This is a genomic window from Arthrobacter sp. Soc17.1.1.1, from assembly GCF_036867195.1.
In the GTDB taxonomy this organism is placed as follows: domain Bacteria; phylum Actinomycetota; class Actinomycetes; order Actinomycetales; family Micrococcaceae; genus Arthrobacter_D.
In genome coordinates this window covers 965,531-987,567 of record NZ_JBAJII010000001.1, presented here as the reverse complement: position 1 = coordinate 987,567, position 22,037 = coordinate 965,531, and the positions used below count along the sequence as shown (strand labels likewise).

Sequence of the window (22,037 nt, the reverse complement as noted above, 5' to 3'; positions counted from 1 at the left end):
CCTGGGCTAGAATTCCGGCATGACCCCGCGCTATCCGGCCCCTGTCCCGGGCCCTTCGGATCCCGCGGCCGGCCGCGACAGCCCGTTCGAGGACGCGGTGTCCTCGGTGGCGGGACCGCTCGCGGACGCGATGGCGGCCAAGCCGCTGTGGCGGGGGTGGATCCACGCGGTCGCCACGCCCCTGGCCGTCGCCGCGGGTGTCGTCCTCGTGGCGCTGGCCCCGACGCCGGGGCTCCGGGTCGCCTCCGCCATCTACGCCCTGACGGGCGTGCTGCTGTTCGGCGTGAGCGCGGTGTACCACCGGGGCGACTGGAGTCCGGGCGTGAAGGTGGTCCTGAAGCGCCTGGACCACACCAACATCATGCTGGTCATCGCCGGATCCTATACGCCGCTCGCCTGGGCCCTGCTGGACCGGGGCAGGGCGGAGACGCTCCTGTGGATCATCTGGGGCGGCGCCGTCGCCGGCGTGCTCTTCCGCAACCTGTGGGTGGACGCACCGCGGTGGCTGTACGTGCCCATCTACGTGGCGCTCGGCCTGGGCTCCGTGTTCTACATGCCGGACTTCTTCGCGGCCAATGTGCCCGCCGCGCTGCTGATCTGCGTGGGCGGCGTGCTGTACATCGCAGGCGCCGTGTTCTACGGCATCAAGCGGCCCAACTTCTCACCGCGCGTGTTCGGCTTCCACGAGCTCTTCCACGCGTTCACGGTGGCGGCCTTCGCGGCGCACTTCGTCGCGATCATGCTCGCCGTCCTGCACCCGGTCGGGGCCTGACCCGGCCCGGATACCGACCCGGGTACGGGACGGACCGTGTGGTCAGCGGTTGTCCGGGCCGTGCTTCCCGCCCGGCCGGGGGCGACCGCCGTCGGCCGTGCCGTCCCCGCCGCGGGACAGGCCCGGCACGTCGTCCCCTCCCGCCGTCGCCGCGCCGTCGGCACGCTGGGCCCGCGCCTGCTCCACCTCGGCGGTGTATCGGACGCGCCGGATGCGCTTGACCATGTCGCGGATCAGGAAGATGACGAGCACGACGACGAAGAGCGTCGCCAGGAAGCCGAGCGTCCCGGGCGTGACCGACGCCGGGTCGAGGCCCGGTTTGAGCGTCGGGTCCCCCGACGGCGTCACGGTCGCAGCCAGGCTGAGGGGAAGGAACACGCAGGCACCACTTTCGAAGCTCGCGGCGGGTCCGGGGTGCCCGCCAGCCATAATTCTACGCGGGATAGAAATGCGGCGCGGACCTAGCGTCCCGGCGTGATCCCGGCGAAGAAGTCGTCCTCGGGCACGGAGGACTCCACGCGCGAGGTGATGAGGGAGTAGTCCTCCCACGGCCACACCTCCTGCTGCAGTTCCACCGACACGGCGAAGAAGAATCCCTCCGGGTCCACCTGCGTGCGGTGCGCGAGCAGCGCCCGCTCCCGGTGCCCGAAGAAGTCGGCGCAGCGGATCTGCGTGGTGGTGGGGTGCGCCGGGGCCGGTGGCTGGTGTCCCTCCGCGTCCGCCTCGAGCCACTGCGCGATGCGCTCCGCGTAGGGCGACTGGAGGCCGGCCTCCTCGAGCGCCGCGTGCAGGGCGCGGAAGCGCTCCGGGTTGAACGCGCGGTCGTAGTAGAGCTTGGCGACGCTCCAGGCCTCACCCGTGCCCGGGTAGCGCTCCGGGTCGGCCGCCGCCTCGAACGCCTCCACCGCGACACGGTGCGCCATGATGTGGTCGGGGTGGGGGTAGCCGCCGTTCTCGTCGTAGCTGAGGATCACGTGCGGGCGGAACTCGCGCACGAGCTTCACGAGGGGTGCGGCCGCCCGCTCGAGAGGCTGGAGCGCGAAGCAGCCGAAGGGCAGGTCCGGGAGCGGATCGCCCTCGGGCAGGCCGGAGTCGGTGAAGCCCAGCCACCGCTGCTGCACGCCGAGCTCGGCGACGGCGCGTGCCATCTCGACGCGCCGCAGGCCCGGCAGGTCACGGCCGGCATGCGCGTCACCCTCCATGGCCGCGTTGAGGATGTCGCCGCGTTCGCCGCCCGTGCAGGTGGCCACCATGACCTCGGCACCCGCTGCGACGTAGGCGGCCATGGTGGCCGCACCCTTGCTCGACTCGTCGTCGGGGTGGGCGTGGACCGCGAGGAGGCGGAGGCCCGCAGCGGACGCGCGGGGAAGATCCTGGCTTGGCAACACGAGCTCCTGGCTCTGCGGGCACGGACGTCCGCGAGGGGGACGGCCGGCGGGCGGTAAAATGGGACGGTGAGCTCCGCCCCTACGCCCTCAAGAGTAGCCAATCGCTACGGCACCCCCAAGCCGACCAGGCGCATGGGCCGTGCGCGGACCCTGCTGCTCGCGGTGCTCGCCGCCGCCGTGGCGATGGTGGGCCTGGTGGCCCTGACCTCCGGCAGTCCCGACGTCTCGTCGAAGGACGTGGGCTTCGCCCTGGCGTCGGACGGGCGTGCGAGCGTCGATTTCGAGGTGTCGAAGGACCGCTCGGCCACGGCGCAGTGCGCCGTGCAGGTGCTCAGTGAGAACTACGCGGTGGTCGGCTGGACGGTGGTCACCATCGGGCCCAACAGCGCCGAGGACGGCGCGAACGGCGGCGGGACGACGGCGCACCGCACGGATGTCCGGACCGATTCGCCGGGCGTCTCCGGCGGGGTCAACGCCTGCTGGATCGTCGAGGACTGAGCGGTTCCGCCGGCATCTCTTGGGTTCTAGCCCGCACCCCTCTAGACTGGATGGAAACCTAGCGCCCCGCCTCACCGGCGTACCGGTCCCCCGGTACCACGAGGCGGGGTGTTTGTTTGCCGCGGACGGTGGCTCCACGACCGTCCGTCCGATCACAAGCCCCTCCGTCCGCGGAGGCGGCCGTACCGAAGGAGTAATCCCGTGTCCACTAACAGCGCCTCCGTCGCCTGGCTCACGCAGGAGTCCTACGATCGACTCAAGAGCGAGCTCGAGCACCTCTCCGGTCCCGGTCGCACGGAGATCGTCGCCCGCATCGAGCAGGCCCGCTCGGAGGGTGACCTGAAGGAGAACGGCGGCTACCACGCCGCCAAGGAGGAGCAGGGCAAGGCCGAGGCACGCATCCGGCAGCTCACCCAGCTGCTCGAGAACGCGCACGTCGGCGAGGCCGCCGCCGATGACGGCGTCGTGGAACCGGGCAAGATGGTGTCCGCGCGGATCGCCGGTGACGTGGAGAACTTCCTGCTCGGCAGCCGCGAGGTCGCCGGCGACACGGACGTCGACGTCTACAGCGAGAAGTCGCCCCTCGGCGCCGCGATCCAGGGCAAGAAGGCCGGGGACACTGTCACGTACGCCGCCCCCAACGGCAAGCAGATCACCGTCGAGATCCTCTCGGCCACGCCGTACGTCGGCTGACGACGCCCCCTCAGCCGGATCGAGAGGTCCGGCCGCGCAGCACCACTAGGCGCCGAAGCGGTCCGTCCCCCCGGGGGCGGGCCGCTTCCGTTTGAGCAGGTAGGCCGCGAGGATGCCGCCGAGCACCCCGAAGAGGTGGGCCTGCCAGGAGATGTTGGAGCCCAGCCGCGGCAGCACGCCCCACAGGATGGACCCGTAGACCAGGAACAGCACCCCGGCGAGGAGGATCTGCTTCCAGTCGCGGTTGTAGAACCCGCGGGTGATCAGGTAGGCGAACAGGCCGAACACGACACCGGAGGCGCCGATCGTCAGTCCGCCGCCGAAGAGCCAGGTGCCGAGGCCGGAGGCCAGCCAGCTGGCGGCCACGGCGACGGCGAAGCGCCGCGCACCCTCGAGGAAGGCCAGGAACCCGAGCACCAGCAGGGGCAGGCTGTTGCCGGCCAGGTGCTCCACCCCGCCGTGCAGCAGCGGCGCGAACACCACGCCGTCGAGCCCGTCGAGGCGCCGGGGCGCGATCCCGAGGGTCCGGACCAGCAGGTTCCCCAGGAGCAGGTTCAGCACGAACACCACCCACATCACGGCCACGAGGCCACCGACCGTGACGAGGCCCGCCTGGGCCCGGTGAGCGAGTGGATGCACGGGCCCTCAGCCCTTGAGGACGACGGGCTGGAAGCCCTCGGCGCGCAGGTTGCTGAGGACCTGCTCGCAGTGCTCCTCGCCCTTGGTCTCCATGTTGATGGTGATGGCGACGTCGCCCATGCTGATCGACCCGCCCACACGCGTGTGGTCGACGCCGGTCACGTTGGCGTCCGACTCGGCGATGATGCGCGAGATGGTGGCCAGCGAGCCGGGCCGGTCGTCGAGCAGCATGCGTACCACGAGGTAGCGGCCCGCGGCGGCCAGGCCGCGCTGGATGACCTTCAGCATGAGCATGGGATCGATGTTGCCGCCCGAGAGGACCACGACGGTGTTGCCCGGCTGCGCCCCGTTCTCCGTGAGCTTCCCGTCCAGGAGGGCCGCCACGCCCACCGCACCGGCAGGCTCGACCACCATCTTCGAGCGTTCCAGCAGGAAGATGAGCGCGCGGGCGAGGGAGTCCTCGCTGACGGTCACGACGTCGTCGACGAGTTCGCGGATGATCGAGAAGGGCAGCTGGCCGGGGCGTCCGACGGCGATGCCGTCGGCGATGGTCGAGACCTTCGTCAGGGGCACCAGGGCGTCCGCGGCGAGGGACGGCGGGTAGGCGGCGGCGTTCTCGGCCTGGACCCCGATGATCCGGATGGTGCGGCCGAGCTCCTTCGCGCGCGCCTTGACGGCGACGGCCACGCCGGCGAGGAGTCCGCCGCCGCCGACGCCCATGAGGATCGTGTCGACGTCGGGCACCTGTTCGAGGATCTCGAGGCCGAGCGTGCCCTGGCCCGCGACCACGTCCACGTTGTCGAACGGGTGGACGAACACGGCGCCGGTCTCGTCGGCGTACTTCCGGGCCTCCGTGAGCGCCTCGTCCACGTTGTGGCCGTGGAGGACCACCTCGGCGCCGTGGCCGCGGGTCGCGGCCAGCTTCGGCAGGGCCACGCCGAGGGGCATGTAGATGCGGGCCGCGATCCCGAGGCGGGCCGCGGCGACGGCGACGCCCTGCGCGTGGTTGCCGGCCGACGCCGCGACCACGCCGCGGGCACGCTCGGCCTCGCTGAGCTTCGCCATGCGGTTGTAGGCGCCGCGCACCTTGAAGGAGCCGGCGCGCTGGAGGTTCTCGCACTTGAAGGACACGGTCGAGCCGGTGAGCCGGCCGAGGGCCCGGGACTGTTCGATCGGCGTGCGGGCGATCACGCCCTCGAGGGTGCGGTGGGCGGCTTCGATGTCGGCGAGGGTCACCGGGAGATCGGTGCCGGCGGGGACGTCGAGCACCGCCGTCGGGCCGGTGCTGTCACTGCCGGTGGTGCGGGTGTTCGTCACGGTCTGCTCGGTCACTGGGAGGTCTCTCTCTGGAGGGCTGGCGCCGCTGCTGCGGCGGGAGGTCCCGGGGTGCTGGCCGGCGCCGGAGCTCCTCGCTCCTCCGCCGGCCCGCTAATGACAGCCCCTCCGGGCCAGCCCTCCCGGGCCACGACCGGGTCGTACTCCCAGGCCCGCTGGGCGATGTAGCGCACGGAGGTGTTGAGGACCGCCAGGAGCGGGACGGAGAACAGGGCGCCCGGGATCCCGGCGAGCAGGGTGCCGCCCGCCACCGCGAGCACGACGGCGAGCGGGTGGAGCGCGACGGCAGGGCCCATGATGAGCGGCTGGAGGATGTGTCCCTCCACCTGCTGCACCAGCAGCACGATCGCGAGCATCACCAGGGCGTTGACCCACCCGTTGGCCACGAGGGCCAGCAGCACGGCGACGCAGCCCGTGGCGAGGGCTCCGACGATGGGGATGAAGGACCCGAGGAACACGAGCACGCCGAGCGGCAGGGCCAGGGGCACACCGATGACGGCGGCACCCACGCCGATACCCACGGCGTCGACGCCCGCGACGACCATCTGCACCCGCACGTAGCTGGCCATGGACATCCAGCCGCGCCGCCCCGCGCCGTCGACCGCCGCGCGGGCCCGACGGGGCGTGAGGCCCACGAGGAAGTGCCAGATCCGGCCGCCGTCGAGCAGGAAGAAGATCAGGGCGAACACCGTCAGGAGCGTGCCCGCGGCCACGTGGCCCGCCGTCGTGCCGAAGGAGAGCGCCCCGCTGAGGATCGAGGCGCTGTTGTTCTGGACGGCGTTGCCGATGTCGGTGAGGTACTGGTCGATCTGCGACGTCGTGAGCTGGAGGGGGCCCTGCGACAGCCAGGCCAGCACCTGCTGGACGCCGTCCTGCGCCTCGCCTCCGAGGCTCCGGATGCCGAGGGCGAGCTGGCGGCCGACGAGGAGCAGCGCGCCCGTGATGAGACCGAAGAAGCCGACGAGCGTGATGGCGACGGCCGCCCCGTTGGGGACCCTGCGTCGCCTGAGGGCGTTCTTCAGCGGCATGAGCAGCGCGGCCACCAGGCCCGCGATCATGAGCGGGATGACGAGGAGCGAGATACGGCTGAGCAGGTAGACCAGCACGCCGCTGATGAGGATGACGAGCGCGAGCCGCCAGGACCAGGATGCCGCGATCCGGAGGGCGACGGGGACGTCCGAGCGGTCGGCGCTGCGGTCGTGGAGCTCGTCCCTGGGTGCGGGATCCCGTGTGGCGGCGGGCTGCCGGGGCAGCGGATCGGGCAGCGCGGCTGCGCCGCGGCTCACCGCGCGCTGGAGGGCGCGCTGGGGTTTCGCTCCGGGGAGACGCTGCATGGCCCAATCCTTCCATAGAAGGTCCGGGCGTCCGCTATCCGAGACCCGGGAGTATGCCCCATTTCGCGGCGAAGGACGCACCCGGCTCGAGCCAGGCCAGGCCCTCCCCCGAGTTGAACGCGTCGGCGGGCGCGGTCATCGGCTCGATCGCCACCGCCTTGCTGACGCCGGGGTAGATCGTGCTGATGAACACGTGGGCGTAGGCGAAGGAGGCGTCGGCCCACAGCGTGACGCGCCGTCCGTCCGGGGCGGACAGCACGTGCTCGTGGCGTCCGTCCACGAGAGCGAGGCCCGTGAAGGCGGTATCGAACACGATGTCCCCGATCCGCTGCCCCTGCCGCAGGTCGCGCTGCCCCGACACGGGTGCCCGGCCGGTCGGGATGGACCGGTCGTCGGCCTCGAACATCTCCTCCGCGTGCAGGGTGAGGACGAGCTCCTCGGTGGGGACGTCCGAGATCTTCAGGTAGGGGTGCGCGCCCAGGGCGAAGGGCGCGGGCGACGCCGAGAGGTTCGAGAGCTCCTGTGTCACCGTCAGCTGCTCCTCCGTGAGCTCGTACGTGGCCCGGTGCATCAGGTGGAAGGGGTAGCCGTGCTGCGGGAAGATCTCGGCCTCGAGGACCAGCCGGGCGTCGCCGACCTCCACGGCCTGGTAGCCGGTGTTGCGCAGCAGTCCGTGGATGGCGTTGCCCTTCGACGGCTCCGTGATATCGAGGCGCTGTTCCTCGCCGTGCAGTGTCCAGCGGCCGTCGGCCACCCGGTTGGGCCAGGGCGCCAGCAGGATGCCGCCGCCGCCCGCCGGGATGGCGTCGTCCGCCCAGGTCTCGGTCAGCGCCACGCCGTCGTACCGGTAGGACCTGAGCGCGGCGGCGAGACTCGCGACGACGACGGTCGCGGGGCCCGCCGTCAGCGTGTAGTTGGTGCCGCTGGCCGGCCGGGTTCCCGAAGTCATGGTGCGATGCTACCGCCGCCCTGTCACGCACCGGTTTCCCGCACCGGCGGTGGCACGGGCGCCTATGATAGGTTTTGTTCGTTTTGGTGCGGTCCAGTTCGGATTCCGTGCTGTGCTTCGCCACCCCCACCCCCACCCCCGGCGCCGACAGGAGGATCATGCTCGCAGCCGAACGCCATGCAGCGATCATCGACCGCCTCACCCACCAGCCCGCGGTGCGCGTGAGCGGCCTCGCCGTGGCGCTCGGCGTCTCCGAGATGACCGTCCGCCGCGACATCGACGTGCTCGAGGCCAGGGGCGCGCTCGTCAGGGTGCACGGCGGCGCCGTCCGCCCCGGCAGCCTCAGCTCGGTGGAGGCCGGTTTCGACGCCAACAGGACACGCGGCGGCGAGGCGAAGCGGAGGATCGCGGCCGCCGCCGTCTCCCTCCTCGCACCGGGCATGACGGTGTCCATCACCGGCGGCACCACCACCTACGCCCTGGCCCCCCTCCTCGCGCGCATCCAGGGACTGACCATCATCACCAACTCGCTGCCCCTCGCGGACGAGCTGCACCGGCTCCACGCCGTGTCCCCGGGTGACGCCGCACCGCAGGTCCTCCTCTCGGGCGGCCAGCTGACGCCGTCGAAGGCCCTCGTCGGCCCGCTGGCCACCGGCACCATCGCCTCGCTCCGCGCCGACCTGTGCTTCATGGGAGCGCACGGCGTGGACGCGGACGCCGGCATCACCACCCCCAACCTGGCCGAGGCCGAGACGAACCAGGCGTTCGCCCGGACCTGCGGCCGGCTCGTCGTCCTCGCCGACGCGAGCAAGATCGGCGTCGTGAGCCTCGCCCGCGTGGCCCCCCTCGACAGCGCCGGCACCCTGGTGACCGATCTCCGGCCGGGCGACGAGTACGCCGCCCGCACCCGGATCCTCTGCGACCCCGTTCCCGACCCCCTCCTGGAAGAGCGACCATGACCCACATCACCCCCACGCGCCTGTCCGACGGGCGCGAGCTGATCTACTTCGACGCCCGCGAGGAGAGCGCCGCGCTGCACCGGGACCCCACCGCGACCCATGACGCCCGCGGCCTGCCCCCGCGCGGTCCGGCCGGCACGGCCCGCTACGACGCCCTGACCGGCGAGTGGATCGCGGTGGCCGCGCACCGCCAGTCGCGGACGCACCTGCCGCCCGCCGACCAGTGCCCCCTGTGCCCCACGACCGCCGCGAACCTCTCGGAGGTCCCCGCCGACTACGAGGTCGTCGTCTTCGAGAACCGCTTCTCGTCCTTCGGCCCTGACCTCGGCGACCTCCCGGCCGCCCCGGAGTGGGGTACGACGGCGACGGCGTACGGGCGATGCGAGGTGGTGGCGTTCGACTCGGCGCACGAGGGGTCCTTCGGCTCGCTGAGCCCCGAGCGCGCCCGGACCGTCATCGACGCGTGGGCGCAGCGCACGGAGGCCCTGTCCGCGATGCCCGGCATCAAGCAGGTGTTCTGCTTCGAGAACCGCGGAGCGGACATCGGCGTGACCCTGCTGCACCCGCACGGGCAGATCTACGCCTACCCGTTCATCCCGCCGCGCGCCGCGACGCTGGCCGCCCGGGCGGCCGAGTTCTTCGAGGCCTCCGGTGGCACGCAGACCCTCATGGGGCACGCGCTCGCCTCCGAGCGTGCGTCCGGGGACCGCATGGTGCTCGAGGGCGAGCACTTCAGCGCGTTCGTGCCCTTCGCCGCCCGCTGGCCCCTCGAGGTGCATCTGGTCCCCCACCGCCAGGTCGCCGACTTCACGGTTCTCACCGGTGAGGAGCGGGACGAGCTGACCACGGTCTACCTCGACCTCCTCGGCAGGCTCGACGCCCTGTACCCGACGCCCACCCCGTACATCGCCGCCTGGCAGCAGGCCCCGATCGACGACGTCCTCCGGCCCGCCGGATACCTGCACCTCCAGCTGACCTCCCCCCGCCGCGCCGCCGACAAGCTGAAGTTCCTGGCCGGCTCGGAGGCCGCGATGGGCGCCTTCATCAACGACACCACCCCGGAGAAGGTCGCTGAGGCACTCCGCAGCGCCACTCCCGCTCCAGCACGTAAGGACCAGGCATGAACTCCACACCCCTCGATCTCGCGGCGGCCTTCACCGAGCGCTTCGGCACGGAACCGGACGGCCTCTGGTCGGCCCCGGGGCGCGTCAACGTGATCGGCGAGCACACCGACTACAACGACGGCTTCGTGCTGCCCTTCGCCATCAAGCACTCGACGACGGTCGCGGCCGCCGTCCGCCCGGACCGCGTCGTCCGGGTCGCGTCCACCTTCGCGCCCGACGAGGCCCCGGTGACGGTCGACCTCGACGCCCTCGAGGAGGGCGGCGTGGAGGGGTGGGCGGCGTACCCGCTCGGCGTCCTGTGGGCCATGGAGCAGTCGGGCCACCGCTGCCCGGGCATGGACCTGCTCGTCGACTCCTCCGTCCCCGTCGGCGCGGGACTGTCGTCCTCCGCGGCCCTGGAGTGCTCCGTGGCCGTCGCGGCCAACGACCTCTCGCAGGCCGGCGTCTCCCGGCGCGAGCTGGCCGCGATCGGCCAGCTCGCCGAGAACCGGATGGTCGGCGCCCCCACGGGCATCATGGACCAGTCCGCGTCCCTGCTGGGCGAGGTGGGCCACGCCGTCTTCCTCGACTGCCGCTCCGGCGACTCCCGGCTCGTCCCCCTCGACCTCGAGGGTGCCGGACTCGAGCTCATGGTCATCGACACCCGGGTCAGCCACTCGCACTCCACCGGCGGCTACGCCGCACGGCGCCGCTCGTGCGAACTCGGCGCCGAGCTGATGGGCGTCCCGGCCCTCCGGGACCTCTCCGTGAAGGACCTCGCGGAGGCGGCGGGCGTGCTCGACGAGGAGACCTTCCGGCGGGTGCGGCACATCGTCACGGAGAACGCGCGGGTGGAGGACGCCGTGAAGGTCCTCACCGGTACCGGACCGACGGAGCTCGGCCCGCTGCTCGTCGCCAGCCACGCCTCGATGCGCGACGACTTCGAGATCTCCTGCGCCGAACTCGACACCGCGGTGGACGCCTCCCTCGAGGCCGGTGCCCTCGGTGCCCGCATGACCGGGGGCGGCTTCGGCGGCGCGGCGATCGCCCTCGCCCGGGTCGACGACGTCCCGGCCATCCGCACGGCCGTGGAGCGGGCCTTCGCCGCGGCGGACTTCCGCGCGCCGGTGATCTTCAGCGTCCTGCCGGGTGCCGGAGCGGCGCGCGTGGCCTGACAGGGGCCCGACGCCTGACACGAGCCCGACGACAGGAGAGGCCCGCACCCTGACGGGTGCGGGCCTCTCCTTGTGGTCGCGGCGCCGAGGCGCCCGGGACTGCTACCGGACTGCTAGTCGTCGCCGCGCAGGATCGCGAGGAGGCGCAGGATCTCGACGTACAGCCACACGAGGGTGACCGTCAGGCCGAAGGCCGCGGTCCACGAGTAGCGCTGGGGCGCGCCCTGGCGGACGCCCTCGCTGATCGAGGTGAAGTCGACGATCAGGGAGAACGCGGCGAGGCCGATGGCCAGGAGGCCGATCACGACGCCCAGCGGGATGCCGAAGATCTCCATTCCCCGAAGACCCCAGGGATCGCTCGTCAGGCCGAAGACCATGAGCCCGAGGTTGACGAGCGAGAAGACCGCGTAGCTGATGAGCGCGATCATGAAGAACTTCATGGCCTTCGGGGTCGCGCGGACCTTGCCGCTCTTGAAGAGGGCGAGGGTCACGCCGAAGACCACGAGGGTGCCCAGCACGGCCTGCATGGCGATGCCCGGGAACATCGCCTCGAGGAACATGGTGAGTCCGCCGAGGAACAGGCCCTCGAGCCCCGCGTAGGCGAGGATCAGCGCGGGCGAGGGCTCGCGCTTGAACGAGTTGACGAGGCCGAGGACGAAGCCACCGAGAGCACCGACGATCATCAGCGGGACCGCGAGGCCCGGCACCACGAACGCGGGGATGGCGGCACCGACGAGCACGAAGCCCAGGCAGAGCAGCGTCTTGACGATGACGTCGTCGAAGGTCATGCGTCCGGTCTGCGCCGGACCGGCCGACGGCTGGTTGTACATGTGCTCCAGCTGCTGCTGGTTCGCCATGGCCGTACCGCCGTACGTCATGGTGCCGAGGCCGGCGCTTCCGTTGCCTCGGGTCGCGGAACGGAAGTTCTTCCCGTTGAAGACCGGATTACCGCCAAGTGCCATTGTGAGTTAGTCCTCCAGTAGGGGGCTGCGTGTTCGTCCAACCCTACCAATTGCAACGTTTTCGGCGTCCCTTTGTTCCCGGACGGATGGCGAGCCGCAGGGGGTCCCGGACCCGGAAATTCAACTGGGAAGGGCCCTTAGTGAAACATTCGTTACCGAATCGCTACCTTGTCGGGATGCTTTTGTGAAAAGCGGAAACATGCCGCTAGTAACATGATCCCCACGCCAGTGACACTCGTCACAACTCTTGATCCCGGCGGTCGCCGCCGGGCCTGCCCCCACCGTGGAGGTTCCCATCTTGATCACCTTATCGACGCCTGCACGGATCAGGAGGTCGCTCCTTCTGGTGCTCGGCCTCCTGGCGCTCGTGCTGCTCGGCGCCCCTGCGGCGCAGGCGTCCCCCGAGCTGCCCGACCCGCCCCAGCACCGCACCGTGGCCCAGGCCCAGACGGCCGGAACCGTCCAGGCCGCCGAGTTCGACAACCGGATCGGCGGCGTCCTCCGCGGGGCCGACGGTCCGATCGCCGACGTCACGGTCACCGCGACGGGCAACGGCTTCGAGGGCGAGGCCACGTCCGGACCCAACGGCGCCTGGAGCATCGGGGTGCCCGAGCAGGGCACCTACGAGGTGGAGATCGACGAGGACACCCTCCCCGAGGGCATCGCACTCGCCGAGGGGCAGGAGAACCCCCGCCAGGTCACCTTCGCCAACACCTCCAGCGCCACGACGCTGTTCCTGTTCGGCGAGGGCATCGTCACGCAGCAGACGCCGTTCCTGGAGACCTTCGCCGAGCGGGCCCTCGCAGGCTTCAGCTTCGGGCTCCTGCTCGCGCTCAGCGCCGTCGGGCTCTCACTGATCTTCGGCACCACGGGCCTCACCAACTTCGCCCACGGCGAGATGGTCACGCTGGGCGCCGTCCTCGCGTTCGCCTTCTCCGCCGCGGGGCTCCCGATCGCCGTCGCGATCGTCCTCGCCGTCATCGGCGGCGGGCTCCTCGGCTACGTGCAGGACGCCGGGCTGTGGAAGCCCCTGCGCCAGCGCGGCACGGGCCTCGTGCCCATGATGATCGTCAGCATCGGCCTCGCCCTCGCCCTGCGCTACATCATCCAGCTCTTCTTCGGCGGCGCGACCCAGCAGCTGCCGGGCTCGCAGGGCGAGATCATCGACCTCGGGTCGGTGTCCATCTCGCGCAACAACCTGACCTCGCTCATCGTGAGCCTCGTGGTCATCCTCCTGGTCGCCTTCCTGCTCCTGCGCACGCGCATCGGCAAGGCCACCCGCGCCGTCGCCGACAACCCTGCACTGGCAGCGGCCTCCGGCATCGACGTGGACCGCGTCATCCGGATCGTCTGGGTCATCGGCGGCATGCTCGCGGCCCTCGGCGGCATCCTGTGGGCCTACTACCGTCCCGGCGTCTCCTACAACATGGGCCAGCAGATCCTGCTGCTCATCTTCGCCGGCGTCACCCTCGGCGGGCTCGGCACCGTGTTCGGCGCCCTCGTCGGTTCCATCATCGTCGGGCTGTTCGTGGAGATCTCCACGATCTGGCTCGAGGCAGACCTCAAATACGTGGGAGCGCTGCTGATCATGATTCTCGTGCTCCTGTTCCGGCCGCAGGGTATCCTCGGCCGCCGTGAGCGCATAGGTTAGGGGCCCCCATGGACTTCGGAAACATCCTCGTCAACGCCTTCGGTGAGCTGATCAGCCCGACGACCGCGGCCTACGCGCTCGCCGCGCTCGGCCTCGCCGTCCACTTCGGCTACTCCGGCCTCCTGAACTTCGGCCAGGCCGGCTTCATGGCGGTCGGCGCCTACGGGTACGCCATCTCCACGCTCAGCTTCAACGCCCCGCTGCCGGTGGCGGTCCTCGTGGCGCTCCTGGCCTCGGTGATCTTCGCGATCGTGCTCGGCATCCCGACGCTGCGGCTCCGGGCCGACTACCTCGCCATCGTGACGATCGCCGCGGCGGAGATCATCCGCTACATCGTGACCACGAACGGGCTCACGGACATCACGGGATCCGCCAACGGACTCGCGGCGTTCGAGGGCGGCTTCTACTCCCTCAACCCGTTCCCGCCCGGCACCTACAACATCGGCCCGCTCGGCATGAACGAGCGCGACTTCTGGATCCGCATCGTCGGCTGGGCCGTCGTCATCATCGCCTGCCTCGTGGTCTGGCTCCTCATGCGCAGCCCCTGGGGCCGCGTGCTGAAGGGCATCCGGGAGGACGAGAACGCCGTGCGCTCGCTCGGCAAGAACGTCTACGCCTACAAGATGCAGGCCCTCGTGATCGGCGGTGTCCTCGGTTCGCTCGCGGGCATCATCTTCACCCTCCCCCGCGGCGCCGTGCAGCCCGCGAACTACGCGACCGAGCTGACCTTCTTCCTCTACACCTGCCTCCTCCTCGGAGGGATGGCCACTGTCCTCGGACCGGTGATCGGGGCGATGATCTTCTGGGTAGTGCTCTCGTTGACGCAGGGACTCCTGTACGGCCTGATCGAGGTCGGCGCCATCACGTTCCTGTCCAACTCACAGGCGGGTCAGCTCCGCTACATCCTCGTGGGTGTGGCCCTGATGCTGCTCATGGTCTTCAGGCCGCAGGGCGTCCTGGGTAACAAGAAGGAGTTGGCGTTCGCATGACCGGCAGCCACAGCATCAGCAATCCCGACGACGCCGCGGCGGTACACGGCGACGACGTCACGACCAGCGGCTCGCACACGGCCGGCGGCACCGCGTCCGGGCACGACCACATGACCGACACCACGCCGATCACCACCGGCGAGACGGGGCCGGGGTGCCGCAAGCGGGATCCCATCGTGATCGCCCAGAACGTGACGCGCACCTTCGGCGGCATCAACGCCGTGGACGTCGAGCACCTCGAGATCCCCCGGCACAAGATCACCGCGCTGATCGGCCCCAACGGTGCCGGCAAGACGACCCTGTTCAACCTGCTGACGGGCTTCGACACCCCGAACAGCGGCGACTGGGAGTTCGACGGCAAGCCCCTGGCCAAGGTCGCCTCGCACAAGGTGGCCCGCATGGGCATGGTGCGGACGTTCCAGCTGACCAAGGTCATGGGCAAGCTCACCGTCATGGAGAACATGCGCCTCGGGGCGACGGACCAGCCGGGCGAGAGTCTCGCGCGGGCGCTGTTCAAGGGCATCTGGGGCGGCCGTGAGCGCGAGATCACGCAGCAGGCGGAGGTGCTGCTGGCGAAGTTCAAGCTCGACACGAAGCGCGACGACTATGCGGCGTCGCTCTCCGGCGGCCAGCGCAAGCTCCTCGAGATGGCGCGCGCCCTCATGGTGCGGCCGCGCCTGGTGATGCTCGACGAGCCCATGGCGGGCGTCAACCCGGCGCTCACGCAGTCGCTCCTCGACCACATCAAGAACCTGAAGGCCGAGGGCATGACCGTGCTGTTCGTCGAGCACGACATGCACATGGTCCGGCACATCGCCGACTGGGTGGTGGTCATGGCCGAGGGCAAGGTCGTGGCCGAAGGACCGCCGGACATCGTGATGAAGGACCAGGCCGTCATCGACGCCTACCTGGGCGCGCACCACGACGTCGACCTCGGCGACTCCACGGGCATCGAGCGCCTCGAGGAGGAACTGGCCCACGACGAGGAATCGGTGGTCGGCACGGAGAACGAGGGCATCCTCGGGCACGGCGTCACCGAGGTCGGGGGCGGGGCCTACGCCGCCGGCACCGCGCACAAGGACGAGGAGACGAAGTAATGGATGAGTTCGAGGGCGACTCCGTCGTCAAGGTCACGGACCTCGTCGCCGGCTACCTGCCGGGCGTGAACATCCTGAACGGCTGCAGCATCGAGGCGCGCCGCGGTGAGCTGATCGGCATCATCGGACCCAACGGGGCGGGCAAGTCCACGCTCCTGAAGGCGATGTTCGGCCTGGTGAAGGTCCACTCGGGCACCGTCGTGGTGCGCGGGCAGGACCTCACGGGGCTGAAGGCCAACAAGCTGGTCAGCCGGGGCGTCGGCTTCGTGCCGCAGAACAACAACGTCTTCGGCACCCTGACCATCGAGGAGAACCTCCAGATGGGCATGTACCAGCGGCCCAAGGACTTCAAGGAGCGCTTCGACTTCGTGGCGAGCCTCTTCCCCGAACTGGGCAAGCGGAAGGCGCAGCGCGCCGGGTCGCTCTCGGGCGGCGAGCGGCAGATGGTCGCCATGGGCCGGGCACTCATGATGGATCCCGCGGTGCTGCTCCTCGACGAGCCGTCGGCCGGCCTCTCCCCCGTGAAGCAGGACGAGACGTTCCTGCGCGTGCACGAGATCAACCGGGCCGGCGTGTCGGTGATCATGGTGGAGCAGAACGCCCGCCGCTGCCTGCAGATCTGCGACCGCGCGTACGTGCTGGACCAGGGCAGGGACGCCTACACGGGGACGGGCCGTGAGCTGATGAAGGACCCGAAGGTGATCCAGCTCTACCTCGGCACGCTGGCGGACACCGCCTGAGGCCCAGCGCACAGGGCTGTGAAGTGCAAGTGATGGGCGGGACCGGCAACGGTCCCGCCCATCACCGTGTCGGGGCCGCTACGTTGGCTGGAGGGGCGCCGGACGCGTGCTCCGAGGAAGGACGACCCATGGCAGGACTGGTCAGCAGCGCGATCGGGAAGGGCTTCGAGGTGCTGTTCCGCGGCATCAAGCACGTCCGCCGGCACCGCCCCATCCACTCGCGCGGCCTGAGGCTCGACGGGACCGTGGTGGTGCACCGCCACGGCCTGTCCAGCGGGATCTCCTGGATCGACCGTCCGGGCGAGGGCGCCGCCACGGCGCGGATCTCCCGGTCCGTGGGGACGCCGGACGGACTGCCCGACGTCGTCGGGCTCGCCGTGCGGTTCCACCACGAGGGCGCAGGTCCCACCCCGTCCACGTTCTCCGACATCCTGCTGTCCTCGACGGGCTGGTCCGTCCCCGGCCGCTTCGTGCTGATCCCCAGGCTCAACGTCTCGAAGGCCCCCCTGGGCACCATGATGCCCTACCGGGGGGAGGCCGGGCCCGTGCTCCTCGGCGCCCGTACGCTCGGCCCTGCAGGCCTCCCGTCGTCGCTGCGCGGCTTCGCACGGTCGCTCGGCCCCTCCCCCTGGCAGCTCGGGCTCTATTTCGCGACGCCGGGCGGTGCATGGCAGCACTTCGGCACGCTCACGCTGCAGCTGGACCCCGACGCCGAGGAGAAGGACCTGCGGTTCGACGCGGTCCTCCACCCGCTCGCGGGCGCCGGGACGTACGACTGGGCGCGGAAGGTGCGCGAGCCCTCCTACGCCGTCTCCCGGCGCGCACCGGGCGACTCCTGACCGGCGGCAGCAGAAGGCCCCGCCCGCGCCTCCCGGAGGGAGGGCGGACGGGGCCTTCTGTGTCGCTACTGCAGGTCCGGCAGGGCCGGCCCTAGAGCTTGCCGACCTCGGAACGGCTCGGCTGCGGCTTGTTGTCGGCGTCGTACTTGTAGATGCCGATGGCAGCCTCGGTGGGATCGCCCTTCGCGTCGAAGGAGACGGGACCGGAGATGCCGTCGTAGTCGATGTCCTCACCGTTGCGCAGCAGGGTCACGCAGCCGGCGAAGTCGAAGCACTTGGTGCCCTCCTTGGACACCGACTCGAGCTGCGCCGCGATGGCGGAGCCCTCGACGCTGCCTGCCGCCTCGGAGGCGAGCGAGACGAGGTTCACGGCGTCGTAGCTCTCACCGGCGTACGCGTAGCTGGTGAGCGCGGGATCGACCGTGGCGAGGGCTTCCTGGAAACCGGTGCCGGTGAAGGGGCCGGGGATGGTGCCCTGCGCGCCCTCGAGCGTTCCCGGGTCCAGGTCCTTGCTGTAGTCGGAGGTGTTGCCGTCGACCATGAAGATGGACGCGGCCTCGATGCCCTTGGCGACGAGCAGCGGGACGATGCTCTTGGCCTCGTCGAAGCTGATGAGGACGATCGCGTCGGGCTTCGCGGCGGCGATGGCGTCCACCTGGCTGGAGAACTGCGAGTCACCGGTGTTGAACATCTCGTTCGCGACGACCTGGCCGCCTGCGCCCTCGACGGTCTCCTGGATGTTGCCCTGCAGGCCGGTGCCGTAGGAGTCGTTCAGCGTGATCATGCCGACGGTCTGCGCGCCGCACTCCATGATGTAGTTGCCGAGCGTGCGGCCCTGCAGCACATCGGAGGGTGCGGTGCGGAAGTACAGGCCCTTGTCGTCCCAGTCGGTGAACTCCGGCGAGGTGTTGGCGGGCGAGAACTGCACCACGCCGGCGCCGGTGATCTGGTTGATGACGGTCTTCGAGACGCCCGAGGACGCTGCGCCGATGATGGCGCTGACGTTCTGGGACAGCAGATCCGTCACGGACTGCGTCGCGATGTCGGTGGTGGTGTCGCCCGAGTCGCGGTGCGTGATCGAGATGTCCTGCCCGAGGACGCCGCCGGCCGCGTTGACCTCGTTGACGGCGAGGTTGACGCCCGCGATCTCCGGGGGGCCGAGGAACGCGAGGGTTCCGGTGGTCGGGAGGATGGAGCCGAGCTTGAGGGGCTCCGGGCTGGTGGTCTTGCTGGCGGGGACGGCGGCGGGGTCGCCCTTCTCGCCCTGCTCCTCGCCGGCGCCTCCCTCGCTCTCGGGGCATGCCAGTGCGGACGCGGCAGCTGCGCTGGTCTCGGTTCCCGCCTCGGTCTCGGTGCTTCCACCCTCGGTACCGGAGGACCCGCCACAGCCGGAGGCGAAGAGCGCGATGCCCAGGCCCAGTGCGGCGACCTTTGCCGCTCGCGGGGCACTCTCCCCGATGCCGAAACGCATCGAGTTGCGTGTTGCAGTCATGAATTATTCTCCTCGACCGAAAGGCTCTTGCTGCCTTTGATGCTGGGTGCCAGGTGTTCCTGGCTTGTAGGAAAAGCTAATCCAAATTTGTGTCTGAGATAAGGGAATCGGGTTACATCCTTGTAACGCTCGTCACAGGCGTCTCATCGGACCCTTGACAGCAGGCACTGGACAGTCCACTGCCTATTCCACCCGGACGGGCGGGGTGTGTGGGAGATGTGCCCCAGCAGGGACTCGAACCCTGACTGAACAGATTTTAAGTCTGGTGCCTCTGCCATTGGGCTACTGGGGCGATCGGATCAGCCTACCCCGCGCGTCAGGGACACCTGCCGCGGGCGGTGGACGATCGGCGGTCGACGGTCGGCGGTGGAACGAGGAACGACGGCGACCCCGGGCAGGGGTCGCCGTCGTCCGTCATGCTGTGGTGCCGAGCGTCAGGCGGAGGCCTTCGCGGAGGCGGCCTGGCCGGCCGGCGTGGGCGGCTGGCTCTGCAGGGCCGTGTCCTTCTTCGGCGGCGGGGTGGCTGCTTCGCGGAACTGGCGCTGCGGGGTCTGCAGGTCGGACAGCGGGGCGAGGTCGCGACCGAACAGGAAGCTCATGCTCCAGTTGATGATCACGCGCGCCTTGCGCTCGTACATCGGCATCGCGAAGCCGTGGTAGCCGCGGTGGGCCAGCCAGGCCGGGAAGCCCTTCATGCCGAAGCCCATGATGTTCGCGACGCCCTTGAACTGGCCGAAGCCGGCCACGGCGCCGAGGTTGGTGTGGCGGTACTCCTTCACCTCACCCACGCCGTAGTTCTCGGCGAGGATGTTCGCGGCCAGCAGCTTGGCCTGGCGGACGGCGTGCTGGGCGTTGGGGACGCAGAAGCCTCCCACTCCCCCACCGGTCAGGTCGGGCACGGCCGCGACGTCGCCGGCGGTCCACGCGTGGGCGATGGGCCCGTCGTCGCCGGTGATGCGGAGTTCGGCGGTGGCGCGGACACGGCCGCGCTCGTCCACCGGGAAGTCGGTGGAGCGGACGACCGGGTTGGCCTGGACGCCTGCGGTCCACAGGAGCGTGTCCGTCTCGAACTCGTCGGCCGCGCTCTTGTCCGGCATGTTGATGAGCTTGAGGGTGCCGTCCTTGGCGCTGGAGAGCGACGTGTTCAGCAGCACCTCGATCTCGCGGGAGCGGAGGTGCTCCACGACCCACTCGGCCTGCTCGGCCGTCACCTCGGGCATGATGCGTCCCATGGCCTCGACGAGGACGAAGCGGAGATCGGAGCGGCTGAGGCGGGCGTTGGCCTTGACGGCGTCGCGGGCCGCGTCCTCCATCTCCGTGATGGCCTCGATACCGGCGAACCCGCCGCCGACGACGACGAAGGTCAGGGCGCGGTCACGCTCGGGACCGGCGGGCATGACGGAGCCGGTCTCGATGCGCTCGAGCATCCTGTCGCGCAGGGCGACGGCCTCCTCGATGGTCTTGAGGCCGATGCCCTGGTCCTTCAGGCCGTCGATCGGGAAGGTCCGCGTGATGGAGCCGGCGGCGACGACGACGTCGGTGTAGCCGAGCTCGAAGGACTCACCGCCGCCCGTCGGCTCGATGGTGGCCGTGCGGCCGGCGTGGTTGATCGAGGTGACCTTGCCGGAGATCAGTTCCGTCTTCCGCAGGTGCTTGCGGTGGGACACGATCGCGTGGCGCGGCTCGATGCTGCCGGCGGCCACCTCGGGGAGGAAGGGCTGGTAGGTCATGTAGGGCAGGGGGTCGACCAGCGTGACTATGCCGCCACGGTCCTTGACCTGTTTCTGCAGCCGGTGCGCGACGTACAGGCCGACGTAACCGCCGCCGACGACGAGGATGCGCGGGCGGTCGGAGAAGTGTGGGTTCGATGCCATGCCCCGATGCTACCGGAGTTTGTGAAAATCTTCACTAGCTCCGGGAGCGCTTCGGAACCTCCCCCGGGGCCCGCTCGTTCAGGCGGCCGACGGCCCCGGACCCTCCGGTGCCGGCCGTCGGTCCGCCGCGGTCCGGCGGTGTACGCGGGTGACGTGCACGGCCCCGCCGAGCACCACCGCGAGCAGGAGCCCGCCGAAGCCGAGCACCACGAGCGCGGGCACGTCGTGCACCGGGGTGAGGGGATCCTCGGCCTGCGGGGCCGCGGGTGCGGGGAGGACCTCCGCGGGGGGCTCCTCCGCGGGTGCCGGTGGCGGGGCGGGCGTCTGCCCACCGCGCCGGTAGAGCTCGATCCACTCGGCCATGCTGCCGAGGCGGTTCTCCTGGGGTACGGCCACGTCCCGGTCGACGGCGGAGGCGACGTCGAGGATCCCGTAGCCGTAGATGGTGTCGAAGCCGGGGGGCCCGGCGTCCCTGGCCGTGCCGACGATCCGGTTGACCACCTGGCCCGCGGAGAGCTCGGGGTACCGGGCACGGATGAGTGCGGCGACGCCCGAGACGAGGGGGGCGGCGCCCGATGTCCCGGACCAGTCGGCGTAGAACCCACCGGGCAGTCCTCCGACGAGGTCCTCGGACGGCGCGGCGACGGCGATGCTGATGCCCTCGCTGGAGGCCTCGTCGCTGGCGACCCCGGACCGGTCCAGGCCTGCGACGGCGAGGACGCCGGGGATGGTCGCGGGAGCGCCGACCTGCGCGAGCCCGCCGGCGCGGTTGCCGGCCGCCGCGACGACGACGACGTCGTTCTGCTCCGCGTAGAGGAAGGCCTCGTCCCAGCTCTCGGGCCAGGCGGTGCTGGTGCTGCCGAGCGACATGTTGATCACGTCGGCGCCGTTGTCCACCGCCCAGCGGACGGCGTCGGGCACCTGCTGGTCCACCGAGACGCCCGCGGGGTTGGGGCCGCTGTTCTGGCCCTCGATGAAGACGGAGACGGCGAGCAGGTCGGCCTTCGGCGCCACGCCGACGATGCCGTCGGGGCCCTCGCCGTACTGCTCGAGCGGGCCGGCGGGCGGGTCGGGAGGAAGGGCGGGAGGAGGGGCTGCGGGAGGTTCGGCCCTGCCGGTGCCGCCGGTGCCGCCGGTGCCTCTGGAGGGGGCGGGTGTGGGCTGCGCGGGCGCGGGAGCGGGTGCGGCGTCGGTGTGCCCGCGCCCGGCGAGGAGGGTGCCCACGAGGGTGCCGTGGCCCGCGACCTCGCCGATGCCGCGCAGGCCGCCCGGGTCGCCCGCGCCGGAGGCGTCGGTACCGCCCACCACGGCCCCGACGAGGTCGGGGTGCGTGCCGTCGATCCCGCTGTCGATCACGGCCACCGTGACGCCCTCGCCCTGCGTGCTCTCCCACGCCTGCGTGATGCCGTAGTCCTCGAGCCAGTACTCCTTGTCGCGGACCTCGTCCGCGGCGGCAGGCACCGCCCCCGGCAGCAGGACGGCGGCGGCGAGGGCGACGGAGGCGCCCGCCCGGACCGGCCCGGGGCCGGCGTGCTGCCGGGTGCGCAT

The 22,037-nt window shown here is 70.9% G+C and carries 21 protein-coding genes and 1 tRNA gene; 11 read left to right on the top strand and 11 right to left on the bottom strand.

Annotated elements, in window-relative coordinates; all coding sequences use genetic code 11:
- Positions 1-130 precede the first annotated feature (130 nt).
- Positions 131-772: a PAQR family membrane homeostasis protein TrhA gene (gene trhA / locus V6S67_RS04635; RefSeq protein WP_334211519.1), complete on the top strand. Its 642-nt coding sequence runs from the start codon at positions 131-133 to the stop codon at positions 770-772.
- Between the two features lie 42 nt (positions 773-814).
- Here the strand turns inward: trhA and V6S67_RS04630 are convergent, their stop codons facing one another.
- Together V6S67_RS04630 and mca are read right to left on the bottom strand one after the other, a co-directional pair.
- Positions 815-1,150 carry a hypothetical protein gene (locus tag V6S67_RS04630; RefSeq protein WP_334209133.1) on the bottom strand — a complete coding sequence of 112 codons (336 nt, stop codon included), beginning with the start codon at positions 1,148-1,150 and terminating at the stop codon, positions 815-817.
- Positions 1,151-1,233: 83 nt separating this feature from the next.
- A complete protein-coding gene (gene mca, locus V6S67_RS04625; RefSeq protein WP_334209132.1) occupies positions 1,234-2,157 on the bottom strand; it encodes a mycothiol conjugate amidase Mca in 924 nt (307 codons plus the stop codon).
- Positions 2,158-2,226: 69 nt separating this feature from the next.
- On the opposite strand from mca, the gene V6S67_RS04620 reads away from it, so the two are divergent.
- Both V6S67_RS04620 and greA read left to right on the top strand, forming a co-directional pair.
- A complete protein-coding gene (locus tag V6S67_RS04620) occupies positions 2,227-2,658 on the top strand; it encodes a DUF4307 domain-containing protein (protein WP_334209131.1) in 432 nt (143 codons plus the stop codon).
- 201 nt (positions 2,659-2,859) lie between these two features.
- Positions 2,860-3,351 carry a transcription elongation factor GreA gene (gene greA, locus V6S67_RS04615; protein WP_334209130.1) on the top strand — a complete coding sequence of 164 codons (492 nt, stop codon included), beginning with the start codon at positions 2,860-2,862 and terminating at the stop codon, positions 3,349-3,351.
- Positions 3,352-3,396: 45 nt separating this feature from the next.
- Here the strand turns inward: greA and V6S67_RS04610 are convergent, their stop codons facing one another.
- The 4 genes from V6S67_RS04610 to V6S67_RS04595 are packed head-to-tail and all read right to left on the bottom strand — an operon-like array spanning position 3,397 to position 7,608.
- Positions 3,397-3,990 (bottom strand): rhomboid family intramembrane serine protease, encoded by a 594-nt coding sequence (locus V6S67_RS04610; protein ID WP_334209129.1) that lies wholly within the window; start codon positions 3,988-3,990, stop codon positions 3,397-3,399.
- A 6-nt stretch (positions 3,991-3,996) separates the two neighbouring features.
- Positions 3,997-5,259 carry a threonine ammonia-lyase gene (gene ilvA / locus V6S67_RS04605; RefSeq protein ID WP_334211518.1) on the bottom strand — a complete coding sequence of 421 codons (1,263 nt, stop codon included), beginning with the start codon at positions 5,257-5,259 and terminating at the stop codon, positions 3,997-3,999.
- A 59-nt stretch (positions 5,260-5,318) separates the two neighbouring features.
- Positions 5,319-6,659 (bottom strand): AI-2E family transporter, encoded by a 1,341-nt coding sequence (locus V6S67_RS04600; RefSeq protein ID WP_334209128.1) that lies wholly within the window; start codon positions 6,657-6,659, stop codon positions 5,319-5,321.
- A 34-nt stretch (positions 6,660-6,693) separates the two neighbouring features.
- Entirely contained in the window at positions 6,694-7,608 is a 915-nt protein-coding gene (locus V6S67_RS04595) for an aldose 1-epimerase family protein (RefSeq protein ID WP_334209127.1), read from the bottom strand.
- A gap of 158 nt (positions 7,609-7,766) precedes the next feature.
- Here V6S67_RS04595 and V6S67_RS04590 point away from each other — a divergent pair, with 158 nt between their 5' ends.
- Genes V6S67_RS04590 through galK form a run of 3 tightly spaced genes read left to right on the top strand, consistent with a single transcriptional unit; the run spans position 7,767 to position 10,845 of the window.
- The gene (locus tag V6S67_RS04590) at positions 7,767-8,567 is read left to right on the top strand and encodes a DeoR/GlpR family DNA-binding transcription regulator (protein ID WP_334209126.1); all 801 of its coding nucleotides are present in this window, start codon (positions 7,767-7,769) and stop codon (positions 8,565-8,567) included.
- Complete coding sequence (gene galT / locus V6S67_RS04585; RefSeq protein ID WP_334209125.1) at positions 8,564-9,691, top strand: galactose-1-phosphate uridylyltransferase; 1,128 nt, start codon at positions 8,564-8,566, stop codon at positions 9,689-9,691. The genes V6S67_RS04590 and galT overlap by 4 nt, the downstream gene beginning before the upstream one ends.
- Complete coding sequence (galK, locus tag V6S67_RS04580; protein WP_334209124.1) at positions 9,688-10,845, top strand: galactokinase; 1,158 nt, start codon at positions 9,688-9,690, stop codon at positions 10,843-10,845. The genes galT and galK overlap by 4 nt, the downstream gene beginning before the upstream one ends.
- A gap of 113 nt (positions 10,846-10,958) precedes the next feature.
- Here galK and V6S67_RS04575 read toward each other — a convergent pair whose 3' ends face one another.
- Positions 10,959-11,807 (bottom strand): Bax inhibitor-1/YccA family protein, encoded by an 849-nt coding sequence (locus V6S67_RS04575; RefSeq protein WP_334209123.1) that lies wholly within the window; start codon positions 11,805-11,807, stop codon positions 10,959-10,961.
- 298 nt (positions 11,808-12,105) lie between these two features.
- On the opposite strand from V6S67_RS04575, the gene V6S67_RS04570 reads away from it, so the two are divergent.
- The 5 genes from V6S67_RS04570 (at position 12,106) to V6S67_RS04550 (ending at position 17,123) form a co-directional block, all read left to right on the top strand.
- On the top strand, positions 12,106-13,458 hold the full coding sequence (locus V6S67_RS04570) for a branched-chain amino acid ABC transporter permease (protein ID WP_334209122.1): 1,353 nt from the start codon (positions 12,106-12,108) through the stop codon (positions 13,456-13,458).
- A gap of 8 nt (positions 13,459-13,466) precedes the next feature.
- Positions 13,467-14,447, top strand: coding sequence for a branched-chain amino acid ABC transporter permease (locus tag V6S67_RS04565; protein WP_334209121.1), 981 nt, complete (start codon positions 13,467-13,469; stop codon positions 14,445-14,447).
- A 110-nt stretch (positions 14,448-14,557) separates the two neighbouring features.
- Positions 14,558-15,544: an ABC transporter ATP-binding protein gene (locus V6S67_RS04560; RefSeq protein WP_334211517.1), complete on the top strand. Its 987-nt coding sequence runs from the start codon at positions 14,558-14,560 to the stop codon at positions 15,542-15,544.
- Complete coding sequence (locus V6S67_RS04555) at positions 15,544-16,284, top strand: ABC transporter ATP-binding protein (protein ID WP_334209120.1); 741 nt, start codon at positions 15,544-15,546, stop codon at positions 16,282-16,284. Before V6S67_RS04560 ends, V6S67_RS04555 begins: the two co-directional genes overlap by 1 nt.
- Positions 16,285-16,412: 128 nt before the next feature.
- Entirely contained in the window at positions 16,413-17,123 is a 711-nt protein-coding gene (locus tag V6S67_RS04550; protein WP_334209119.1) for a hypothetical protein, read from the top strand.
- Between the two features lie 91 nt (positions 17,124-17,214).
- On the opposite strand, the gene V6S67_RS04545 is transcribed toward V6S67_RS04550, so the two are convergent.
- The 4 genes from V6S67_RS04545 to V6S67_RS04530 all read right to left on the bottom strand — a co-directional run bounded on the left by V6S67_RS04545 (position 17,215) and on the right by V6S67_RS04530 (position 22,037).
- Positions 17,215-18,615 (bottom strand): ABC transporter substrate-binding protein, encoded by a 1,401-nt coding sequence (locus V6S67_RS04545; protein WP_334209118.1) that lies wholly within the window; start codon positions 18,613-18,615, stop codon positions 17,215-17,217.
- Between the two features lie 219 nt (positions 18,616-18,834).
- A tRNA-Leu gene (locus V6S67_RS04540) sits at positions 18,835-18,907 on the bottom strand.
- A 142-nt stretch (positions 18,908-19,049) separates the two neighbouring features.
- Entirely contained in the window at positions 19,050-20,489 is a 1,440-nt protein-coding gene (locus tag V6S67_RS04535; protein WP_334209117.1) for an NAD(P)/FAD-dependent oxidoreductase, read from the bottom strand.
- 78 nt (positions 20,490-20,567) lie between these two features.
- A complete protein-coding gene (locus V6S67_RS04530) occupies positions 20,568-22,037 on the bottom strand; it encodes a S8 family serine peptidase (protein WP_334209116.1) in 1,470 nt (489 codons plus the stop codon).